Source organism: Candidatus Polarisedimenticolaceae bacterium (genome assembly GCA_036376135.1).
Lineage (GTDB): Bacteria > Acidobacteriota > Polarisedimenticolia > Polarisedimenticolales > DASRJG01 > DASVAW01.
The window spans coordinates 12,629-33,480 of the sequence record DASVAW010000102.1; the positions used below are offsets into that span (position 1 = coordinate 12,629).

The following is a 20,852-nucleotide window of genomic DNA, read 5'->3' on the forward strand; positions in this document are numbered from 1 at the left end:
GCCGCGCGGCGCGGGGTCTCGCGACCCGGGTCGCGACGGTGCTCACCGGTCGCGCGGGAGCGATCCTGCTCGCGGCGGGCGCGGTGACGGCGCTCGCGCTCCTCCCCGCGTCGAGGCTCACGCTCGAGTCCGATCTCCCCTCGCTGCTTCCCGAAGGGTCACGGGCCGCCGACGACTACCGGGTGTTCCTCGACTCCTTCGGCGGGCTCGAGAAGGTCTTCGTCCTCCTCGAAGCGCCGGAGGGCGCCGCCCCCGAGGCCCTCGGCGAGGCGGCGTTCGCGTTGGCCGACCGCCTCTCGGCCTGCCCTGAGGTGCGGTCGGCCCGGGCGGGGCTCGGCGACGACGACGAGCGTTTCTTCCTCGACTCGATCGCGCCGAATGCGCCGCTGCTGGAACCCGCCGGCCGCGTCGCGGCCGCTCTCGCCCCGGGAGCGGTCGAAGCGCGCATCGACGCCTTGCGCCTGGCTCTGGCGTCCCCCGGCGGCTCGGCGACGGCCTCGTTGGCCGCCGCCGATCCGCTCGGCCTCGCCGCCGAGCGCCTCGGTCGCGAAGGTGCCGGCTCCAGCCTTCCGGTCGATCCGACGACCGGAGCGTTCCTGTCCGGGGACGGCCGCGCGGCGCTGGTGATCGTGACTCCCGCGCGCGCCGAGACGGACGCCGCGGGGGGGCGCGCGTTGCGGGTCGCGCTCGACGCCGCCTGGGACGACGTCCGCGGCGCGCTCCCGGCACACGTCACGATGCGCGCGACCGGCGGTCCGCTCTACGCCGCGCACGACGAGGAGGCGATCCGGAGGGATCTCGTGCGCGTGTCGGGAGGGGCCGTCCTGGGCGTGGGACTGCTCATCGTCCTCGTCTGCGGCGGGATCGCGATCCCGCTCGCCGCCGCGGCCGCGGTGGGGTGCGGCCTCGCGTGGACCGCCGCGGCGGCCGGTTTCGGCCTCGGCTCGGTGACCGCGGTCGGGGTCGGCTTCGGGGCGATCCTGATCGGGATGGGGGACGACTACGTCAACCATCTCGGCGCGGACTACCGGGACCGGGTGCTTCGCGGAACCTCCCGGTTGCGCGCGACGGCGGGGGCCCTTCGCCGCGCCGCGCCGGGGACGATCGCCTCGGCGCTGACGACGTCGGCGGCGTTCGGGGTCCTCTCGCTCGCGCATTTCCGGCCCCTGCGGGAGCTCGGCATCGTCGTGGCGATCGGGATGCTGCTGATGCTCGCCTCGGCGTACCTCGTCGCCGCGCCGGTGCTCGTGCTGACGCTGTCGCGTGCTCCGCGGAAGGCTTCCCTGCTCGGCCGGCTCTCCGGCGCCGGCTGGCGCGCGCTCGGCGCCGCGGTCGACGCGACGGTGGGGCTCGCGCGACGGCATCCGCGCGGGACGCTCGTCACCGCCATGGTCGCGACGCTCGTCGCGGCCCCGGGGCTTGCGCGCCTCTCCCTGGATACCGACCCCCGGCGACTGCGACCCGACGACCATCCCGGAGTGGAGGCCGCCGGTCGTCTCGCACGCCTGTTCGGCGTCGGCATGGAGACGACCACGGTAGTGGTGCGCGCGCCGGACCTCGTCACGGCCCTCGACCGCGCCGAAGCGGTCGCCGCGCGCCTTCGCCGCGAGGTCGGCGACCGGGGGGAGGTCCGCTCTCCCTCGGACTGGCTCGTTGCGGGGGAGCGCCTCGAGGCGCGGCGCCGCGCCCTCGCCCCGTTCGATCCCGCCGGAGCGGCCGACCGCCTCGGCGCGTCGCTCGACCGCGCCGGGTTCAGCGTGGCGCCGTTCGCAGGGACGATCGCCGCCCTCCGGGTCCTCGGCGGCGCGCCCGCCGAACCGCTGCCGCCTCGCGAACGCTGGCCCGACTGGCTGCGCGACGCCGTGCGTGAGGACGCCTCGGGAGCCGCCGTGGCGGTGCACGTCCGCCACGCCGCGACCCTTCCGGGATGGGAGCACGGTCCTCCCGAACCCCTCGTGCGGGACTTGGGAGAGGCGGCCGTCGCCTCGATCCCGCGGCTGGGTGCGGATCTGCGGCGCGTGGCCATGTCCGACCTGCGCCGCCTGGGTGGGATCGCCCTCGCGATCGTTGCCGGAATGATCCTGTTGTCGTTCCGCGGGCGGCCCTTTCCCGCGGTGCTCGCGCTGACCCCGGCGGTGCTCGGCGCGGTGTGGACCTTCGGGGTCTGGGGGTGGCTCGGCCGGCCGATCGACCTGTTCGCCCTGGCCGTCATCCCGATCCTCCTGGGGCTCGGCGACGATCACGGACTCCACGTCGTGCACCGCGCCCAGACGGTCCCTTTCGAAGGGCTCGCCGGGGCGGCGGCCGGAAGCGGGCGTGCGATGGTCCTCAGCACGCTCACGACCTGCGCGGGATTCGCGTCGCTGCTCCTCTCCGCCGTGCCCGGGTTGCGGGACGGCGGCGCCCTCGTCGCGCTCGGCCTCGCGTGCGGCCTGGCCGCGGCGCTCCTGGTCCTGCCGGCGATCGGCGCGCTGCGCTCCGAGGGGGCGGAACCGGCACCCCCGCCCCACGCCCCCGAAGGGGGTCGCGCCCGTCGCTGGCTCGGACGGTTCCACGTCACGGGGGTCTTCTGGTTCCGATTCCACCTGTTCGGCGTCCGCCACTTCTCGTGGGGTGCGCGGGTCGGCGTGCCGGCCTTCACGGTGGTGTTCTTCGTCGCGCTGCGACGGATCCGGCGAGCGGTGGCGTCGAATCTCGAGGCGGTGCTGGGACCCTGCGGCCCGATCGAGCGCGAGCGCCGGATCTGGCGCACGTTCCTCTCCTTCGCCTGGTGCCTCACCGAGCGCTACGAGAATCTGGCCGGGGTCGCGAAGATGCGGTTCGAGATCGAGGGGCTCGAGCACTGGACCCCGATGGCGGATTCCCCCGGGGGGTTCGTGATGCTGACCGCGCACGTCGGCAACTGGGAGAGCGCCTCGATGCTTCCCGCCTCGAGATTCGACCGTCGCGTCCACGTCGTGCGGGAGGAGGAGCTCGACCCGCGTGCGCAGGAGTTCGTCCGGGGGCTGCTCACCTCCCGCGGAGCGACCCCGTATCTCACCCATTTCGCGACCCACGACACGTCCCTGGGACTGGAGCTCGTGGACGCGTTGCGCGCCGGGGACGTCGTGGCGCTGCAGGGGGACCGCCCACGGCAGGCCGGTCGCTCGATCGAGGGAACGTTGTTCGGAAGGTCGTTCCGGATCCCCAACGGGGTGCCCGCGCTCGCGCGCGCCGCGGGAGTGCCGCTGCTTCCCGTGTTCGTCCTGCGCGAGGGACGGCGCCGATACCGGATCGTCTTCCACGAGCCGATCCGGTTCGCGCCGGGGCTCTCGCGGGCCGACTCGGAGGCGGCGTTCGCCGCCCGGGTCGGCGCGAACCTGGAGGCGGCGATCCGGCGCGCCCCCGAGCAGTGGTTCTGTTTCAGGGAGCTGTGGCCGCCGTCATGACGCCCAGCCGGGCGCGTGCGAGAAGGCGCCCGCCCGCCTCCAGCCGTCCCTCGAACAACGCCAGCGGCGGCGCGGACGGCATCGCGCGCGCCTGAACGACGAGAGGCACACCCGCCGGCAGCGCCGACACCTCGAAGACCGCGTCGGCGACGCTGACGAGCCATCCCCGCACCGGTCCGCCGGAAACCGCCCCCGCCTGCGCCATCGCCTCCAGCGCGAGCACGACGGGGGCGAACCCCTCTTCGGCGTGGCGGGGATCGATGCGCGCGAGGCAGCGAACGACGTCGCCCCGCTCGAGCAGACGCTCGATCAGGCGCATCGCCCCGCGATGCGGGATCAACGTCTCGATGTCGGGGGACGGAGCGGGCTCCGGCTCCGGCGCGTCGAAGCCGACCCGGTCGCGCACGGTCCCCACCCGCACGAGCCCGTCGCTCGCGATCGTTCCGCCCACGCGCACGGCGAAACGACGGCGATCCTCGGAGGTCGCCGCCTCGACCGCGACCTCCGCGGTCTCGCCCGGCAGGATGACGCGGCGGAAACGTGCGCGCTCGAGGCCGACGAGCGCGAGCCCGGTTTCGCGCAGCAGCCGGTCGACGCCGTCGAGCTGCGCGACCGCCGGGAGGATCGGGGCGCCGGGGAAGTGGCCGTCGAACCACGGCTCCGAGCCGTCGAAGACGACGCGCACGGCGTCAGGCCGCCGAGGCCTTGTATTCGCCGAACACGCCGAAGTAGGTCTCGGTCGTCACCCCGCGGAATCCGCCGGCTTCCATCGACGCGACGATCGTCTCGGGCGGAACGCACCGATGGACCGTGTCCCAGCAGTAGTGCATCAGGAGATCGGCCTTGTCGCTGCGCGCGGCGAGGCGCGCCACGAACGGGACCAGTGTCCCGAGGTAGATCCTCACCAGCCGGCGACCCAGGGCGGTCGAGGGCTTGCGGAAGTCCAGGATGAGGGCGGTCGCCCCCGGCCGGAGCACCCTTCGGTACTCCTCGAAAGTACCCTTCAGGTCGGCGACGTGACGGAGCGCGTACCCCATGCTGAGGAAATCGAACGAGGCGTCGGCGAAGGGAAGGCGCTCCGCGATCCCCTGCACGAGGGGAATCGGGAGGCGCCGCCGGGTCTGCGCGAGCATCCCGAAACTGGGGTCGAGGCCGGTCACCGAACCGGTCGGCCCCACCAGGGCCAGCGCGGCGGAGGCGACGGGGCCCGTCCCCACCGCGACGTCGAGGACGTGCATCCCCTCCCGCACCTGCGCCCGGCGGAGGGCATCCCTCCGGTACCAATCCCCCGAGCCGAACGACATCAGCCGGATGATCCGCTCGTAGTCCGGGGCCGTCTCGTCGAAGATGTCGCGTACGAAACGGCGCCGGCCCCTTTCGTCCTCGTAATAGGGGTCGAGGCGCGGGTGCGGCGCGACGGCGGCGTTTTCGGCCTCGTCCTTGCTTTTCATCGACCAGAGTGTAGCGCTACCGGTTGCGATGTCGGCTGCGGCTGGGCGAGAATCCGGTGTCTCGCCACGGGACCGTCGTTCGACCAGGAGGCCGAGAACCCCATGCGCATCGCCCTAGGCTTGGCGACCGTGCTGACGCTGGCCGCGTCGGCGGTCCCCGCGCGGGCCCAGTGCCCCCTCGACACGCAGACCACCGACGCCAACGATCGGACCTGTTTCGTCGCCACGACCGGGAGCGACGCCGCGGCGGGAACGCGCGCGGCCCCGCTGCGGACGATCCAGTTCGCCATCGACGTCGCCGCGGGGAGCACCGAGTTCCAGACCATCCGGGTGTTCCCGGGCACGTACACGGAGTGCCCCAACGCCTACTTCGGGGTCACGGTGCCGACGAACCTCGACATCGTCGCCGACGACTTCATCACGAACGCCTCGCGCGCGACCACCATCCTCGACGGCACGACGATCTGCGGGAAGAACACCGCGACCCCCGCGCCGGTCGTGACGATCGGGGACCAGACCAAGCTGCGCGGGTTCACGATCAAGGGCGGCGGGGACTCGGGCGTCTTCGGCCGGGGCCACGTGCAGATCACCAACAACGTGATCACCGGCAACAGCACGCCGCTCGAGGGCGGCGGCATCGCCGTCTACACGGGAAGCGCGATCGAGGATGCCGACTTCGATGCCGTCATCGCCTCGAATCGCATCGAGGCAAATGAGGCCGGGAGCGCGGGCGGAGGCGTGTACGTCTACGCGCTCTCCGACGAGACGCTCGCGAGCGACGTGACGATCCAGTCGAACGAGATCCTCTCGAACGTGGTGCGCAACGGCACCGACCTCGACGCGATCTACGGCGGCGGGCTCGCCGTCTTCACCGACACGATCGAGCCCACCGAGGTGTCGCGGGCGGTGATCACCGCGAACGTCATCGACGGGAACTCCGCGCAGGCGGGAACGACCGGCCTCACGACGTATGGAGGAGGGGTCCTCATCCAGAGCTTCGGGGCCGGGACCGAGACGATCGACCTGGGCGGCAGCACGACGGCGCTCGGAAACTCCATCCGCAACAACACCGTCGAGGACGGTTACGGCGGCGGAGTCGCGGTGCGCGGCCAGGCCTGGCCCGGCGCGACCCACCGGCTGCGGGTGCTGACCAACGCGGTCTCCGCCAACACGTCGGATCTCGGAGGCGGGGGGATGTTCCTCCTCGCGCTGACGCTGGACGTGAACTCGGCGACGACCCTGCAGGTGCTCGCGCGCGCGAACAGCGTCTCCGGAAACGAGGCGACCGCTCCGATCGCGCCGGCGCCCGTGAATCCCGCCGGAGGCGGCGGGATCTACGCGGATTATTACAACGAGCGCAGCGTCGCCTCGGCGGCCACCCTCGAGATCCTCGGGAACACCCTTCGGAGCAACCTGTCCGACTCGTACGGCGCCGGCGCGGCCCTGTACTCCCGCGCGTACAACTCCTCGCTCCTGGACACCGATCTCGCCCCCGCCACCTCGACGATCACGTTCAAGAACAACCTCGTCGTGCTCAACGACGCCAAGGGTCCCGTCCCCGGCGGGGTGCGCGAGGGAGGAGGGGTCTACGCGGTCGGGGTCGGTTCGGGGCTGACGGGAACCGCAAACCTCGACCTTCACCTGAACACGTTCGGCCGCAACCTCGTGGACGCGGGTGGCGGCGGCGGGCTCTCGCTCGAGGGAATCACCACCCCCGACACGAACGGGGCGATCGGTTCGGTGAACCTCGAGGTCGAGAACTCGATCTTCCTCCTGAACGACGCCTACGGGATCGGCGGACCCGCGGTGCCGGGGTTCACGAACGTCGCCGCCTCGATCCGCTACAACGACTTCTTCGGCAACGCCCAGGCCCCGATCTCGCCGAACCTCGAAACTTCGGCGACGAACTCGCTCACCGTGGATCCCGAGCTGGACGTGAACTACCTCGCCCCGTTCTGCTCTCCCACGATCGACGCCGGCGACCCGTCGTCGGGGACGTTCGTGGACGGGAAGCTGCAGGAGGAGGCGCAGCCCAACGCGCGGCGCGCCAACCTCGGTCACACCGGGCTGACCTCCTCGGCGACGGTCACCCTCCCCGACGTCGACGGGAGCGGTCGCGTCGACGGGGTGGACGTGCTCGAGCTGGCGTTCCGGTTCGCCTCGAGCTCCAGCCAGGCGCGCTACCACGCGAGCTCGGACCGGGACGGAGACGGGGACGTGGACGGCGAGGACCTTTCCTATGTCGCGGCCTACTTCGGCCGCACCTGCCCGTAGACGAGAGGGACGGCATGAACCGCAGATCGATCCTCCGGAGCTTCGCCTACGCGGCGTTCTTCGCGTGCGTCCTCACCACCTCGTTCGCCTGCGGCGGAGGAGGGGGCGACGACACGCCGTCGGGCATCCTCACCGCGACGTTCACCCCGGACAATCCGAACCCCGGCGCGAACACCGTCTCGATGCAGGCGGGAAGCAGCTCGGCGACCGACTTCAACATCGACGTCTCGGTCACGCAGACCAACGACGTTTTCGGGGCGGCCTTCGACGTCACCTTCCCCAGCGCGAGCGTCTCCTACCAGTCGTTCGACATGACCGGCTCCCTGCTGAACGGCGCGGGGGTGACGGTCTCCACCACCGTCGATCCGTTCGCACCCGGGCGGCTGATCGTCGCCGTCACCCGCGTGCAGAACGTGGGCGGGACCGTTCCGAGCGTCGACGTGGGGGCGACCGCCAAGCTGATCACGCTGCGCTTCCGGGCGCGGACGGCTTTCCTGCCGACGGCGATCTCCTTCGACGCGACGCAGCCGCGGCAGGTCCGCAACGAGTTGAACCAGTCGATCCCGGTGACGTGGTCGTCCGGGTCGGCCGCCGCGGCCATCAACTGACCCGTCGTTCCCGGGCCCGGAGGATCACTTCGGGCCCGGGAACAGCTCCTCCCAGCCTTCGGGCTGTCCCTTCAGCCAGCGGTCGAACCAGGCGACGATCCCCCTCGACCAGACGACGCGTTTTCCGTGGTCGAGGATCCAGTGGTCCTGGCCGTCGACCGTCAGGAGCTCGACCGGGGCCCCCGCGAGCTTGAGCGCCGTATAGAACGACTCGCTCTCGCCGACGGGCACGTTGGTGTCCGCCGAGCCGTGCGTGAGCAGGATCGGCGTCTTCACCTTGTCCGCGCGGTAGAGCGGGCTGCGATCGACGAAGAGCTCCTTGTTGTTCCACGGGAACGACCCGGCCGCGCTGACCGCGCCGTACCAGTATCCCCAGTATCCCTCCCCCCAATACGTCGCGATCGAGGAGATCCCCGCGTGGGAGACGGCGGCGGCGTAGAGGTCCGATTTCGTGACGAGCAGCATCGTCATGAACCCGCCGTACGACGCCCCGATGCACCCGACGCGCTTCGCGTCGACCGCCGGGTGCGCCTCGAGGAACCGGCGCGTCCCCTCGAGGATCTCCTCGGAGGTCGCCGCCCCCCAGTCGTTGACGTGAGCGGCCGAGAAGGCCTGCCCGTAGCCGACCGCCCCCGAGGGCTGCGGCACGTACACGACGTACCCCTGCGAGGCCCACCACTCCTTCGGGTACCGCCCGCCCCACTCGCGCGACACGGGGGTCACGCCGCCGTAGAAGTTCACGATCGCGGGATACGACCCCTTGCGGCTCGCGTCGTAGCCCGGCGGGAAGTAGACCCGGCCGTCGATCGTGCGTCCGTTCGCCGCCTTGAAGACGAACGGCGCGACCGTCCCCTTGCGGGTCGAGGCGAGCGCCTCGACCGCGGGGGCCGCGAGGACGCGCGCCGGCCCGCCGGCCAGATCGACCGCGACCACGCGCTCGGGTTCCCACGGCGACGAGCCGGCGATCACGGCGACCGGGGCGTGGGTGGCGAACGCGACGTTCTCGGTCACGTCCACGCCGGCGTCGAGCTTCGTGAACCGCTTCGAGGCGGGCTCCCAGCGCCACAACCCCTCGAAGTCCTTCTCCGCGGCCTCGAAGTAGATGTTCCCGTCCGCGACGTTCCACTGGACCGCGAGCACCGACGGGTCGAACCCCTTCGTGATCGGCTCGGCCGATCCGCTCACGGGGTCCCACACGTAGAGGTCGCCTTCGGCCTCGCTGGGGATCACCCCCGGCTTCACCGCGTGTCCGAGGGAGTCGAACTCCGACGGGCCGCCGCGCACGAGGATGCGGCGGCCGTCCGACGACCAGGCGACGGCGTCGGTGCCCCAGCCGTCCCGGAGCTTGCGGGAGGCGAGGGTCGCGAGGTCGACCTCCCACAGCTCGTTGCGCGAATACGGACGCCGCTCGAGGTCCTCGACGTTGCGGAGGAACAGCAGGCGGGCGCCGTCGGGGGAGATCGACGCGGCCGACGAGGTCAACGAGCCCGCGGTGAGGCGCCGCCGCATGCCGGTGGCGACGTCGAGGACGTGCAGCACCTGTTTGTCCCGCCAGCCGGCCTGCCGGTCCTGCAGGTTGATCCGCAGCTTGACGCCGCGCTTGTCGGGCTCGGCCTTCGCGGTCGTCGCGTAGACGACGCGGGACGCGTCGGGCGCCCACAGGTACCCCGCGAACGCCTCGACCCGCTCGAGCAGGGGCGACGTCGCCCCGGAGTCGAGGTCGGCGACCCACAACGTCGACAGCCGCTTGTCCCCCTGGGTCTCGGAGGTCACGTAGCTCAGGCGCGTTCCCTTCGGCACCCAGGCGACCTGCGACACCGGGAGACCGCGCCACGAGCGCTCGACCGCGCCGTTCCTCACGGAGCGCACCTCGAGCCACGACTCGGCGTCGTCGGTCCCCGGAAGCACGCGTTTCCAGGTGATCGCCACGCGCGCGCCGTCGGGCGAGACCGCAAGCCCCTCCGCATTGGGCACGTCGAGGACGTCCAGGATCTCGAGGGTTCTCTCGGGATCGACGCCCGGGACCACCGCCTCGGCGCCCTTGAGGACCGCACCGACGCTCCACTCCCCGGCGCGCCCGGGGTCGTAGACGGTCTGGACGAGGAGCACGTGCGTGCCGGTGGGCAGGCGCAGCTTCCCCTTCGCCTCCGACTCGGGCCCCTCGGTTGCCGTCCCGCCGGTGGCGACCGGCTCTCCGTCGAGCCACGCACGGCGGGGGTGGCGTCCGACGAGCTCGAGGTCGGCGGCGACGAAACGTCCGGTCGTGAGATGCACCGAAAGCCAGGCGATCGCGGGAGTCTTCGGGTCGGGCGGGGTCAGGACGACCGCCCCTCCCTGCCCGGCGTCGGACCGTTTCCATCCCAGCGCGTCGCCCGCCGCGGGGCGCGGGAACCCCCGCGGGAGGACCTCCTGCGCGAGCATCTCGGCGACGCCGAACTTCCCGCCCGGCTCGTCGGCGAAGGCGGGGAACGGCGCCCGGCGCGGCTCGAGCAGGAGCCAGGCGGGCACCGGCTTCGCGGGGACGTCGCTCACGGGCGCGTCCGCCGCGACGGCGGGAACGGCGTGGGCCGCGAACACCGCGGCGAGCAGCCACGACGAGGCTCGGCGCATGGGAGTTCCTTTCGGGAATGGCCTACGAGCATGGGGACCGTGAAGATACCATCCGCGGGCCCATGAAGCGGACCGCGATCGCAGCCTCACTGGCGGGGGTTCTCGCGCTGGCGAGGCCGGCGTCCGCGGACCGTTTCCGGCTGCTCGACGACCCCCAGGAAGCCGCCCGGGTCCGCGTCCGGATGATCCACGAGGCGCGGGCGTCGATCGACGCCATGTACTTCATCGTCGGCGACGACTCGGTATCGCTCGCGGTGCTCACGCTGCTTCGCGACGCCGCGCGGCGGGGCGTCGCGGTGCGCCTCGTCGTCGACGGCCACTTCAACCGGATCCCGAAGGAAGTGCAGGCCCAGCTCATCGACGAGGGGGTCCAGATCCGCGAGTACCACCCCTTCCGGCTCTACAAACCCCGCTGGTGGTCGCGTCGCCTGCACGACAAGTTGCTCGTCACCGACGGCGCGCGGCTCGTCACGGGCGGCCGGAACATCGAATCGCCGTATTACGGCCGGGGCGAGGAGGTCGGCCGCCGCGACTACCTCGACCGCGACGCGTGGGTCGAGGGGGGCTCCGCGGCGAACGCGAGCGCCTATTTCGATGCGCTCTGGAACGGGCCGAAGGTCCGCAAGGCCAACCTCGCGCAATTCAAGCGCTCGAGGCTCGAAAAGCGCTGCGAGCTCCTCCCGGCGGAAGCCGACCGCGACCGTTGCGAGCGGCTCCGGACGGAGGCGCTCGCCGATCTCCACGCCGCGGACCGCCTCCTCGACGACCATCGCGACCGCCTCGAGCGGAACCCCTGGTTCACCTCCGATCGCCCGGTCGGCGAGGGGAGCGCGGAGGTCGGTCCCGTGCGGTTCGTGCACGACCCCGCCGCGGGGAAAAGCCCCGGGGACGGCATCGGCGCGGCGCTCCTCGAGCTTCTCGATCGAGCGGAGACCTCGGTCGTCATCGAGTCGCCGTACCTCGTCCCGTCGAAGGCCCTCCGGGAGGGGCTGAAGCGTGCCGTCGCCCGCGGCGTTCGGGTGCGCATCCTCACGAACTCCCTGGCCGTGACCGACAATCTGCTCGCCCAGGCGGGGTACGTGGGAGACAAGGACAACGTGGTCCGCTGGGGGATCGAGTTGTGGGAATACGCCGGACCCGAGTGCCTCCACTCGAAGTCGGCGGTCTTCGACGGGCGCTGGGTCGTGGTGGGCTCGTTCAACCTCGACCCCCGTTCGGAGTTCCTCAACACCGAGACCGCGGTGATCGTCGACGACCCCGACGCGGCGAACGTCGCGAGCCTCGCCATGGACGCCCACCTGGCTCGCGCGTACCGCATCGACCCCCGGGGGAAACCCGTCCCCGGCCCCGTCGAACCCGAGGAGGTCGGCTGCGGCAAGCGCATGCAGCTCGGATTGCTTCGCCTGCTCGCGCCGTTCATCCGGAAGCAGATCTGAGTCCTGCGGGGGCGGCCACCGTGAAAAAAGTTGGGCCCGCGCCGGGGGGGTGGCGCGGGCCCTGGCAGGAAGAGGAGGGTGGAAGACCTGGGACATGGAGGAATACGCCGGAAGAGCGATTTCGTTGCTCGCTTCGGCGACGACCGCGGATTTCGTGCAGCGGGGTAAAAAGCGGGCGAGCGGAACTGACGTCCCGCCCGCCTCGAGTATGGGGAGGTCAGATGGACTTCTACGCCGGGGTGCGGCATCGACCCAAGCCCGGAAAATGCCGACCTCGGAGATCTGCTGCATTGGACCCGCGTTTCGCTGCAAAACGTTGCTTCAACGGCATGACCTTGGTGGAGCGGGAAGTTCCGGGTTAGCCTCGTCTGCAGGAGACGCCATGAAACCCTGCATCCCGTTCATCCTCGGCGCGGCTCTGATCGCCAACGCTCCCCCCGCCATCGCGGAAGAGAAGCCCGCCCCCGTGAAGTCCGTCGGGAAGGTCTCGAAGGACATCTGGGAGGACACGAAGGCGGTCGGCAAGGACATCGGCAAGGGCGCGACCGAGTTGGGGAAGGACACCGCCGAGGTGTCCAAGGACGTCTGGAAGAAGGTGAGCAAGGCGTCGGTCGCCGCCGCGAAGGACGTCCGCGACGCGACGGTTCAATTCTGGAACGCCAAGATCGTGGGCAAGGAGCGCGAGCGCGACCGGCTCAAGAAAGAAAACGCCAAGCTGCGCGAGGAGACGGAGTGACCGGTCGCCTCGCTCGGATCGCCTTCACCGCCGTCCTCGTCTCGTGCGGAAGCGACGAGCGCCGCCCCGCCCAGGACCTGATCGACCGCGAGAAGGACCCCGAGGCCCGTCGGGAGCTCGAAGCGATCCGCGATGCCGTCGAGCGCGAGATGCGGGAGCGGGAGGCCGCCCTCGACCGCGAGATCGAGCGGCTCCGCGAGGAAAACGCCGAGCTCAGGGAGAAGGCGGCGAGGTAGCGGTCCTCGGCTGCGCCAACAGGCCGAGAAACCGCAGCGTCCCCTCGCCCAGCGGAACCCCCTCGCGAATCGCGCGCGCGTAGCGGATCGGCGGCACGCCCGCGATCCGCGCGCGCCGCACCGGGGCTCCCTTTCCTTCGCTGTCGAACGCGATCGCGGGAACCAGCGCCACGCCCACACCGGCCGCGACGAAGCGGCGTACCAACGAGAGGTTTCCGACCTCCACGGTGGGGCGGAAGGGAATCCCCTCCGCCTCGAAGGCCCGCTCCACGTGACGCCGGAACTCCGAACCGGGCTGGAGGGAGACGAACCGCTCCGCCGCGAGATCCTCGAGGGTGCGGGGCCCCCGCGGAAGGCGGCGTGCGGCGGGGACGAGGAGGTCGATGGGGCTCTCCAGCAGCGGTTCGAATGCGAGCCCGGGAATCCCCGGCGCCGCGGGTCCGCGCGCCACCAGCGCCACGTCGATCTCGCCGTCGCGCAAGGCCTGGAGCAGTCGGGGCGTGGGCCCCTCCAACAGGCGCACGCCCAGCGCCCGCTCCCGCGAGAGAAGCTCGGCGAGGACCCGGGGCAGCAGCTCCCTTCCCAGTGCGTCCCCCGCCCCCACGCGGATCTCCCCCGGTCCGGAGACCGGGACGCCGGCGGCGACGTCGAGCGCCTCGAGCGAGCGAAGCGCCGCCTCCGCGAGCGGGAGCAGGCGGGCCCCCTCGGGGGTCAGCGTCATCCCGCGGGCGCCGCGACGAAACAACTTCGTGTCCCAGGCCCGCTCGAGGGCGGAGAGGCGCGCGCTGAGGCTGGGCTGGGTCCGTCCGAGCTCGGCCGCCGCGCGCACCACGCTTCCGGTGCGGGCGGTCGCGACGAAGGCCCGGAGGGCCGGGGCGTCGGTTCGCGGATCGGGGAGCGGCACGGAGCCCATGATATCGAAGTATCCGATTGGTCTGATCCATAGAATCGATTGGTTCGATGGGTCGCGCCGGCGCTACCCTGCGCCTCTTCCCGGAGGTTTCCGATGGTCCAAAGGCTCGAGATCGGCCTGAAGCCCGGGCGGCGCGACCCGCGGGGCGAGGACGTCGCCCGCACGGTGCGCGGGTTTCTCGGCATCCCCGTCGAGCGGATCCGCACCCGCGACGTTTACCGCATCGACGCGGAGATCACGGTGGAGGAGGCCCGTCGGGTCCTTCACGAGCTGACCGACCCGGTCCTTCAGACCGGCGCCCTCGGCCGGATCGACGACGGCCCGTTCGATCGGGCGATCGAGGTGGCGTTCAAGCCGGGGGTGACCGACCCGGTCGGCAAGTCCGCGCGGATCGCCGTCGAGGACACGCTCGGGCGGAAGCTCCCGGAGGGGGCCGCCGTCTTCACCTCGACCCTCTACCTCTGCGACGGCGTCGACGCCGGCGAGGCCGAGCGCATCGCGCTCGAGCTCCTCGCGAATCCGGTCATCCAGACGGTGACCCTGCAGCCGTACGCGGCGTGGCGGGAATCCGCGCCGGACGTCTCGGTCCCCCGCGTCGCCGCGCACTCCCGGCCGCTCGCGGAGCGGGTCTCGCTCGCGGGAGACGACGACGCGCTGATGGAGCTGAGTCGTCGACGCCTGCTCGCGCTGACCCTCGCCGAGATGCGTGCCGTGCGCGACCACTTCCGCGCCGCCGCCGCCGATCCGCGCCGTGCCGCGTTGGGCCTGGGGGCCGATCCCACCGACGTGGAGATCGAGGCGATCGCCCAGACCTGGAGCGAGCACTGCAAGCACAAGATCTTCAACGCGACGATCACCTACGAGGAGCCGGGCGGCGCCCCCGAGGTCGTGCGCTCGCTGTTCAAGACCTACGTGCGCGGCGCGACCGACGCGGTCGGGGCGGACTGGCTCGTCTCCGTCTTCCACGACAACGCCGGGGTCGTCGCCTTCGACGGGCGGGACCACCTCGTCTACAAGGTCGAGACCCACAACTCCCCCTCCGCGCTCGACCCGTACGGAGGCGCGATGACCGGGATCGTCGGAGTGAACCGCGATCCCTTCGGGACCGGGCTCGGCGCCGACCTGCTCGCCAACGTCTGGGGGTACTGCTTCGCCTCCCCGTACCACGACGGCCCGCTTCCCAGGGGGCTGCTCCACCCCCGCCGCATCCGCGACGGGGTGCACCACGGCGTGATCGACGGAGGAAACCAGAGCGGGATCCCCTACGGGCGCGGCTGGGAGGTCTTCGACGCACGTTTCCTCGGGAAGCCCCTGGTCTTCTGCGGCACGGTCGGGCGGCTCCCGGCGACGATCGCGGGACGTCCGGGACACGAGAAGGGAGCGCGGCCGGGGGACCTCATCGTGATGTGCGGAGGCCGCATCGGCGCGGACGGGATCCACGGCGCGACCTTCTCCTCCGCCGCGCTCGACGAGTCCGCCCCGATCCAGGCGGTGCAGATCGGCGACCCGATCACCCAGAAACGGATGTTCGACTTCCTCACGGAGGCGCGCGACCTCGGCCTCTACGAGGCGATCACCGACAACGGCGCCGGCGGACTGTCCTCGTCGATCGGCGAGATGGCGGAGGTCCCCGGAGGCGCGGAGCTCGACCTCGCGAAGGCCCCGCTCAAGTACGCCGGCCTCGCCCCCTGGGAGATCCTGCTCTCCGAGGCGCAGGAGCGGATGTCGCTGGCGGTCGCTCCTTCGAAGATCGACGCGTTCCTCGCCCTCGCGCGGCGCCGCGAGGTCGAGGCGTGCGTCCTCGGCACGTTCACCGACTCCGGACACTTCCACGTGCGCCACGGCGACGAGACGGTCGCGTTCCTGCAGATGGAGTTCCTGCACGAGGGGGATCCCGACCTCGACCTGCGCGCGCGCTGGGCGGCGCCGACCTGGCCGGAGCCCCCGACCGTCGATCGCGGCCCGCTCGGGAAGGCGCTCGCCGGGATGGTCTCCCGCCTCAACCTCGCCTCCGGCGAGGCCAAGGCCCGCCACTACGACCACGAGGTCAAGGGGCTCACCGTCGTGAAACCGTGGGTGGGGGTGAAGTCCGACGTCCCCTCGGAGGCGTCGGTCTTCCTCGCGCGCCACGGCGGCCGACGCGGCTACGTCCTCTCCGAAGGGGTGAATCCCTTCTACTCGGACCTCGACACGTACTGGATGGCGATGTCGGTGGTCGACGAAGCGGTGCGCAAGCAGCTTTGCGCCGGGGCGACCCTCGACCGCATCGCGCTGCTGGACAACTTCTGCTGGCCCGACCCGGTCGAATCCCCTTCGGTCCCCGACGGCGCCTACAAGGCGGCGCAGCTCGTGCGGGCGTGCCGCGGCCTCGCCGACGCGGTGAAGGCCTACGCCGCGCCGCTGGTCTCCGGCAAGGACTCGATGAAGAACGACTCGACGATGGGCGGCGTGCGGATCTCGGTCCCGCCGACCCTGCTCGTCTCGGCGATCGGCCAGATCCCCGACGCCGCCGAGGCGCTGTCGCTCGACCTCAAGGCGCCCGGCGACGTCGTCTACCTCCTCGGGACGACGCGCGACGAGACCGGCGGCAGCGAGTACCTCCGGTGGCTGGGAGTGTGCGACGGTGCGTCGCTCGAGACGGGGAAGCCCGCCCCCTACGTAGGGAACAAGGTCCCGAAGCTCGACCCCGCCGAGACCCTGCCGCTCTACCGCGCCCTCGAAGGCTCCGTCCGCGCAGGGATCGTCCGCTCGGCATCCACCCCCGCGAAGGGGGGCCTCGCCCTCGCCCTCGTGCGCAAGGCGATGGCCGGGGAGCTGGGGCTCGACCTCGATCTCGCGCCCTGTCCCGACCTCGCGGCGCTCCCCGCGGACGTCGCGATGTTCTCCGAGTCGAACGGACGCTTCGTGGTCACCGTCGCCGCCGACGACGCCGCGGCCTTCGAGCGGCGGTTCGCGGGGCTTGCCTGCCGGCGTGCCGGCGTCGTGACCGCCGCGGCGCGCCTGCGCGTCCGCAACGGCGACCTCGTGCTCCTCGACGAGGACGTGCTCGCACTCAAGAAGGCCTGGAAGGAGGCGCTCGCCGATGCGTGAGAGGTTCGACGCGCTCCCCGAGTCCGAGAAGGCCCGGCGTCGCGCCGAGGTCCGGGTGCTGGTCCTCACGGGGCTCGGCCTCAACTGCGAGGCGGAGACCGAGGCGGCGTTCCGCTCCGCCGGGGCCTCCCCCGAGCTCGTGCACCTGCTCGACCTGCTCGACGGCACCGCGAAGCGGCGACTGTCGGATTATCCGGTGCTCGCGTTCATCGGCGGGTTCGCCTTCGGCGACCACCTCGGCGCCGGCTCCGTCTTCGCGAACAAGATCCGCTTCCGCCTCTACGACGACCTCCTTCGCTTCGTGGAGCGCGGCGGGCTGGCGCTGGGGGTGTGCAACGGCTTCCAGACGATGACGCGACTCGGATTGCTACCGGGGCTGGACGGCGACTACCGGACGCCGCGCGCGACCCTCGCGCCGAACGACCGCCCCGGCTACCGCGACGCATGGGTGACCCTCGGCTTCGATGCGACCTCGCCGTGCGTGTGGACCCGCGGCCTCGATCGGATGGAGCTTCCCTCGCGCCACGGCGAGGGGAAGTTCCTCGCCGACGACGACGTGCGCGCGCGGCTCGAAGCCAACGGCCAGGTGGTCTGCCGCTACCTCGGTCCGGACGGCTCTCCGACGCAGGAGTGGCCGTTCAACCCGAACGGCTCCCCCGATGCCGTCGCCGGGATCTGCGATCCGTCGGGGCGCCTGTTCGGGCTGATGCCCCACCCCGACGCGTACCTCTACCCGTTCCACCACCCGCAGTGGACGCGGCGGAAGCTCGACGGACCGCTCCCCGTCGAGGGGGACGGCATGAAGATCTTCCGGAACGGCGTGGACGCGGCGGCCGGGGCGCTGTGAGACGGCTCAGAATTCTCGCGCGCGAAGGGTCGCCTCGAGCGCCGGGAGGACGGCGAGGTCCTTCGGGCGACGCGCCGCGCGCTTGCTTTCGATGATCCGATCGAGCGGGAGCACGGGCACGTCGACGCCGGCGACGTCCATCCGCGTCGCACCGGCGAACTCCTCGGCGAACGACCTCATGCCGCTCATGTGCACGACGAGATCGAAGAGGGCGACGTTTTCCCCGACGAGGAGCGGCGGCGACGCCGCCGTCGGGGCGACGTAGGCGCCTCCGACCTCGTGAAGCGCGGAGCGGAACCCCGCGCCGTCCAGGTCTTCGATCCAGAGATCCACATCGACGGTGGCGGTCGGGGCCCCCTGGAGCGCGGCGGCCGACAACCCGACCACGAGGTACCGGACACCCCTCTCGTTCAGCTCACGCAGGAACGCGAGCTCTCTATCGCGAATCAGGCCAGGGGCGTCCACGGGTCAGTGCCAGCTCCAGTCGTTCGATCGGGGGCATGTCGAGGCACAGGAGCGCATGCCACACGTCCTCGAAGTCGAGCTCGGGGTGACGCGACAGGATTAGCCGCGCCCGCTCGAGCCGGGCCTCGGCCTTCCGCACTTCCTCGGCGACGGCGGCGTTCACGCCCGGAATGTACTACGAGGGCGGCGCTCTAGCCGCCCCCCAGCTTCGCCCGATACGCCTCGAGGACGATCCGGCAGCCGGCCTCGAGTCCGACCGCGGGGCCGTTGACGACGAGGTCGTATCCGAGAGGGTCGTCGATCTCGCGACGGAAGACCTGGCGCACGAAGGCCCGGCGCGCGGCGTCGTCCTCGTCGATGCGGCGCGTCGCCTCGGCGATCGAGATCTTCGCTTCCTTCGAGAACGCGTCGATGCGCACCCCGCGATCGCCGAGGATCCGCACCCGCAGCCCGAACGTCGGATCGAGCACGAACTGCGCCCCGCGCCCGAAGAGCACCGCGCTCCCCCGCCGCCCGATCGACGACACGACGCGCATGAGCTCGACTTCGTAGGAGGCCCGGGAGAGATGGCCGGGGATGAGCAGGTGCGCGAGGTAGTCGTACATCCCGGAGGCGCCCCGCTCGTCGTCGTGGACCAGCACCCGCTCGCGCATCGTGGCGTGGTCGACGATCGACGTCAGGATCTCCCTGTCGAACAGCTGCCAGTCGAGCTTCCGGGCGATCCGTTCCGCGATCTCGCGCCCGAACGCCCCGAGCTGCGTGGAGACGGCGACCCACGGCCCCTCGCGGGGCTTCTTCCAGGCCGGCTCCTCGTCGCGCGGGTGCTGGATCTCCCAGAGCCGCTGCTGGCGATCGAGGAGCTGTTCGATGTGGTCGATCGAGGCGGTGGAGTGCGCCATGACGGGCCTCCTTCGGGAAGGTGGGACCGTCACGATTCTAGGCCTCGGGGCGGTCAGCCGTCCAAGGCGTAGCGCCGGACCGCGGGGGCGCGCCAGGCGACCCACGCCGTGAAGAGGACGGTGAGCACGCCGCCGGAGACGACCGACACGGTCGCGCCGAGCGCCACCGTCGCGAACAGCGACGCCACCAGCCCCGATTCCATCTCCCCCAGCTGCGGTCCCCCCATGAAGAAGATCATGTTCACGGAGGTCATCCGGCCCCGCAGCTCGTCGGGGGTGATCAGCTGGCGGATCGTCTGGCGGATGACGGTCGAGACGAGGTCGGCGAAGCCGGAGGCGAACAACGCGAGGAACGTGAGCAGGAAGCTGCGCGAGAGCCCGTAGACGATCGTCGCCGCGCCGAACGCCGCGACCGCGCCGAGGAACCACGGGCCCTGCCTGCGCGGGAGGGGCCTCACCGAGGCGATCAACGAGCCGACGAGCGCCCCGAGCCCCGGCGCCGCGCGCAGCCACCCGAACCCGACCGGCCCCACCTTCAGGATCTGGTCCGCGAAGATCGGGAGCAGCGACGTCGCCGCGGAGAAAAACGTCGCGACGAAGTCGACCGCCATCGTCCAGACCATGATCGGCGTGCCGAAGACGAATCGCAGCCCCTGGCGCAGGGCGACGAGCGGCGGCTCGAAGGAGCCCGGCTCCCCCTCGGGTTTCCCCGACGTCCGCATTCCCGCGACGGCGGCGATCACCCCCGCGAAGGACAGCGCGTTGATCCCGTAGATCCACGCGAGGCCCTTCGTCCCCCCGTCGGACGTCGCGATCATCAGCCCCGCGAGCGCGGGCCCGCCGATCATCGCGGCGTGGAAGATGGTCAGATTCATCGACAGCGCGGCGGGGAGCTCGGCGCGGGGAACGAGCTTCGGGATCAGCGCCTGGCGTGCGGGATTGTCGAACGAGCCCGCCGCCGAGGTCAGCGCGGTCACGGCGTAGAGGGCCGCGAGGGTCTCGCCGCCCGTCCACGTGAGCCACGCGAGGATCGACGCGGCGATCAGCATCGCGCTCTGCGTGATCGCCATGATCCGTCGCCGGTCGCGGCGGTCGGCGACGACCCCGCCCCACAACGACAGCGAGAGGATCGGGATCATGCGCACCAGCCCGACGGTCCCGAGCGCGAGCGGCGATTTCGTCAGCAGGTAGATGTGCCAGTCGATGGCCGCGTACTGCATCTGCGAGCCGGTCAACGACACGAGCTGGGACGTCCAGAGCCACCGGAAATCCCGGTGGCTCAGGACGCGGTAGGGCCTCACGCGATCAGGCCGTGCGCTTGTACTCGACGAGCATCATGCGGAAGAGCTTCCGCCCCGGTCCCCGGGTCCACATCTCGTACGAGTGACGATCGCGATCCTTGATGCGGACCTTGCAGAGGAACTTGACGGTCTTGCCGTCCGGCCCGCAGGACTTCCCTTCGAACTCCATCACCTTGGGGGTCGGCTTCCCGATGCCGACGCTGTCCATGATCCCCGTGCCGAAGGAGTCCATCCACGTGCCCACGTACCGCTGCCGGACGTTGTCGTACCCGGTGAAGCCGATCCCCTCGAAGGGCATCCCCATCGAGGTCCCCTTGTAGATCTGCTCGAGGTAGCGGCCGCCCAGGACCCAGCGGTGGACCGAGGTCCCCTCGCTGACCTGCTCCGGCAGCCCCGGCCCCATGACGAATGTCGTCTTGGTCGCGAACGTCCCGACCATCGGCTCGAGTCGAGCGTGCCCCTTCGACGGGGTCATCGCCTTCTGCCAGAGCGCCATCATCGCCGCTTCGTCGTTGGCCTTCGTCTTCTTCTTCGTCTTCGCAGCCATCGGTCACCTCC

Annotated in this window: 17 protein-coding genes; 8 read left to right on the plus strand and 9 right to left on the minus strand. The window is 71.5% G+C overall.

The genetic code is table 11. The features are described from left to right. Positions 1 to 38: 38 nt before the first annotated feature. Positions 39 to 3,428 (plus strand): MMPL family transporter, encoded by a 3,390-nt coding sequence (locus VF139_10325; GenBank protein HEX6851786.1) that lies wholly within the window; start codon positions 39 to 41, stop codon positions 3,426 to 3,428. Here VF139_10325 and VF139_10330 read toward each other — a convergent pair. Together VF139_10330 and VF139_10335 are read right to left on the minus strand one after the other, a co-directional pair. After that, the gene (locus VF139_10330) at positions 3,403 to 4,113 is read right to left on the minus strand and encodes a hypothetical protein (protein HEX6851787.1); all 711 of its coding nucleotides are present in this window, start codon (positions 4,111 to 4,113) and stop codon (positions 3,403 to 3,405) included. The two genes, VF139_10325 and VF139_10330, sit on opposite strands and share 26 nt — an antisense overlap. Before the next feature lie 4 nt (positions 4,114 to 4,117). Continuing rightward, complete coding sequence (locus VF139_10335) at positions 4,118 to 4,879, minus strand: class I SAM-dependent methyltransferase (GenBank protein HEX6851788.1); 762 nt, start codon at positions 4,877 to 4,879, stop codon at positions 4,118 to 4,120. 102 nt (positions 4,880 to 4,981) lie between these two features. Between VF139_10335 and VF139_10340 the strand changes: the two genes are divergently transcribed. Together VF139_10340 and VF139_10345 are read left to right on the plus strand one after the other, a co-directional pair. After that, complete coding sequence (locus VF139_10340; GenBank protein HEX6851789.1) at positions 4,982 to 7,153, plus strand: DUF1565 domain-containing protein; 2,172 nt, start codon at positions 4,982 to 4,984, stop codon at positions 7,151 to 7,153. A 14-nt stretch (positions 7,154 to 7,167) separates the two neighbouring features. Then, positions 7,168 to 7,761 (plus strand): hypothetical protein, encoded by a 594-nt coding sequence (locus tag VF139_10345; protein HEX6851790.1) that lies wholly within the window; start codon positions 7,168 to 7,170, stop codon positions 7,759 to 7,761. A 24-nt stretch (positions 7,762 to 7,785) separates the two neighbouring features. Here the strand turns inward: VF139_10345 and VF139_10350 are convergent, their stop codons facing one another. Beyond that, positions 7,786 to 10,371, minus strand: a complete 2,586-nt coding sequence (locus VF139_10350) for a prolyl oligopeptidase family serine peptidase (protein HEX6851791.1) — start codon at positions 10,369 to 10,371, stop codon at positions 7,786 to 7,788. Between the two features lie 62 nt (positions 10,372 to 10,433). On the opposite strand from VF139_10350, the gene VF139_10355 reads away from it, so the two are divergent. The 3 genes from VF139_10355 to VF139_10365 all read left to right on the plus strand — a co-directional run bounded on the left by VF139_10355 (position 10,434) and on the right by VF139_10365 (position 12,779). Further along, a complete protein-coding gene (locus VF139_10355; GenBank protein HEX6851792.1) occupies positions 10,434 to 11,807 on the plus strand; it encodes a phospholipase D family protein in 1,374 nt (457 codons plus the stop codon). Positions 11,808 to 12,189: 382 nt separating this feature from the next. Further along, positions 12,190 to 12,543: a hypothetical protein gene (locus tag VF139_10360; GenBank protein ID HEX6851793.1), complete on the plus strand. Its 354-nt coding sequence runs from the start codon at positions 12,190 to 12,192 to the stop codon at positions 12,541 to 12,543. Next, positions 12,540 to 12,779 (plus strand): hypothetical protein, encoded by a 240-nt coding sequence (locus VF139_10365; protein HEX6851794.1) that lies wholly within the window; start codon positions 12,540 to 12,542, stop codon positions 12,777 to 12,779. Before VF139_10360 ends, VF139_10365 begins: the two co-directional genes overlap by 4 nt. Here VF139_10365 and VF139_10370 read toward each other — a convergent pair. Then, positions 12,757 to 13,683, minus strand: a complete 927-nt coding sequence (locus VF139_10370) for a LysR family transcriptional regulator (GenBank protein ID HEX6851795.1) — start codon at positions 13,681 to 13,683, stop codon at positions 12,757 to 12,759. The two genes, VF139_10365 and VF139_10370, sit on opposite strands and share 23 nt — an antisense overlap. Positions 13,684 to 13,785: 102 nt before the next feature. Between VF139_10370 and VF139_10375 the strand changes: the two genes are divergently transcribed. Both VF139_10375 and VF139_10380 read left to right on the plus strand, forming a co-directional pair. Continuing rightward, entirely contained in the window at positions 13,786 to 16,782 is a 2,997-nt protein-coding gene (locus VF139_10375) for an AIR synthase-related protein (protein ID HEX6851796.1), read from the plus strand. Continuing rightward, positions 16,775 to 17,629: a phosphoribosylformylglycinamidine synthase subunit PurQ gene (locus VF139_10380; protein ID HEX6851797.1), complete on the plus strand. Its 855-nt coding sequence runs from the start codon at positions 16,775 to 16,777 to the stop codon at positions 17,627 to 17,629. Before VF139_10375 ends, VF139_10380 begins: the two co-directional genes overlap by 8 nt. A gap of 6 nt (positions 17,630 to 17,635) precedes the next feature. Here VF139_10380 and VF139_10385 read toward each other — a convergent pair whose 3' ends face one another. The 5 genes from VF139_10385 to VF139_10405 are packed head-to-tail and all read right to left on the minus strand — an operon-like array spanning position 17,636 to position 20,841. Beyond that, a complete protein-coding gene (locus VF139_10385; GenBank protein ID HEX6851798.1) occupies positions 17,636 to 18,094 on the minus strand; it encodes a hypothetical protein in 459 nt (152 codons plus the stop codon). Further along, positions 18,066 to 18,257, minus strand: coding sequence for a hypothetical protein (locus tag VF139_10390; GenBank protein ID HEX6851799.1), 192 nt, complete (start codon positions 18,255 to 18,257; stop codon positions 18,066 to 18,068). Before VF139_10390 ends, VF139_10385 begins: the two co-directional genes overlap by 29 nt. 28 nt (positions 18,258 to 18,285) lie before the next feature. Continuing rightward, a complete protein-coding gene (locus VF139_10395) occupies positions 18,286 to 18,993 on the minus strand; it encodes a cytidylate kinase-like family protein (protein HEX6851800.1) in 708 nt (235 codons plus the stop codon). 53 nt (positions 18,994 to 19,046) lie between these two features. Beyond that, complete coding sequence (locus VF139_10400; GenBank protein ID HEX6851801.1) at positions 19,047 to 20,294, minus strand: MFS transporter; 1,248 nt, start codon at positions 20,292 to 20,294, stop codon at positions 19,047 to 19,049. A 4-nt stretch (positions 20,295 to 20,298) separates the two neighbouring features. Continuing rightward, on the minus strand, positions 20,299 to 20,841 hold the full coding sequence (locus VF139_10405) for a DUF1579 domain-containing protein (GenBank protein HEX6851802.1): 543 nt from the start codon (positions 20,839 to 20,841) through the stop codon (positions 20,299 to 20,301). Positions 20,842 to 20,852: the final 11 nt, after the last annotated feature.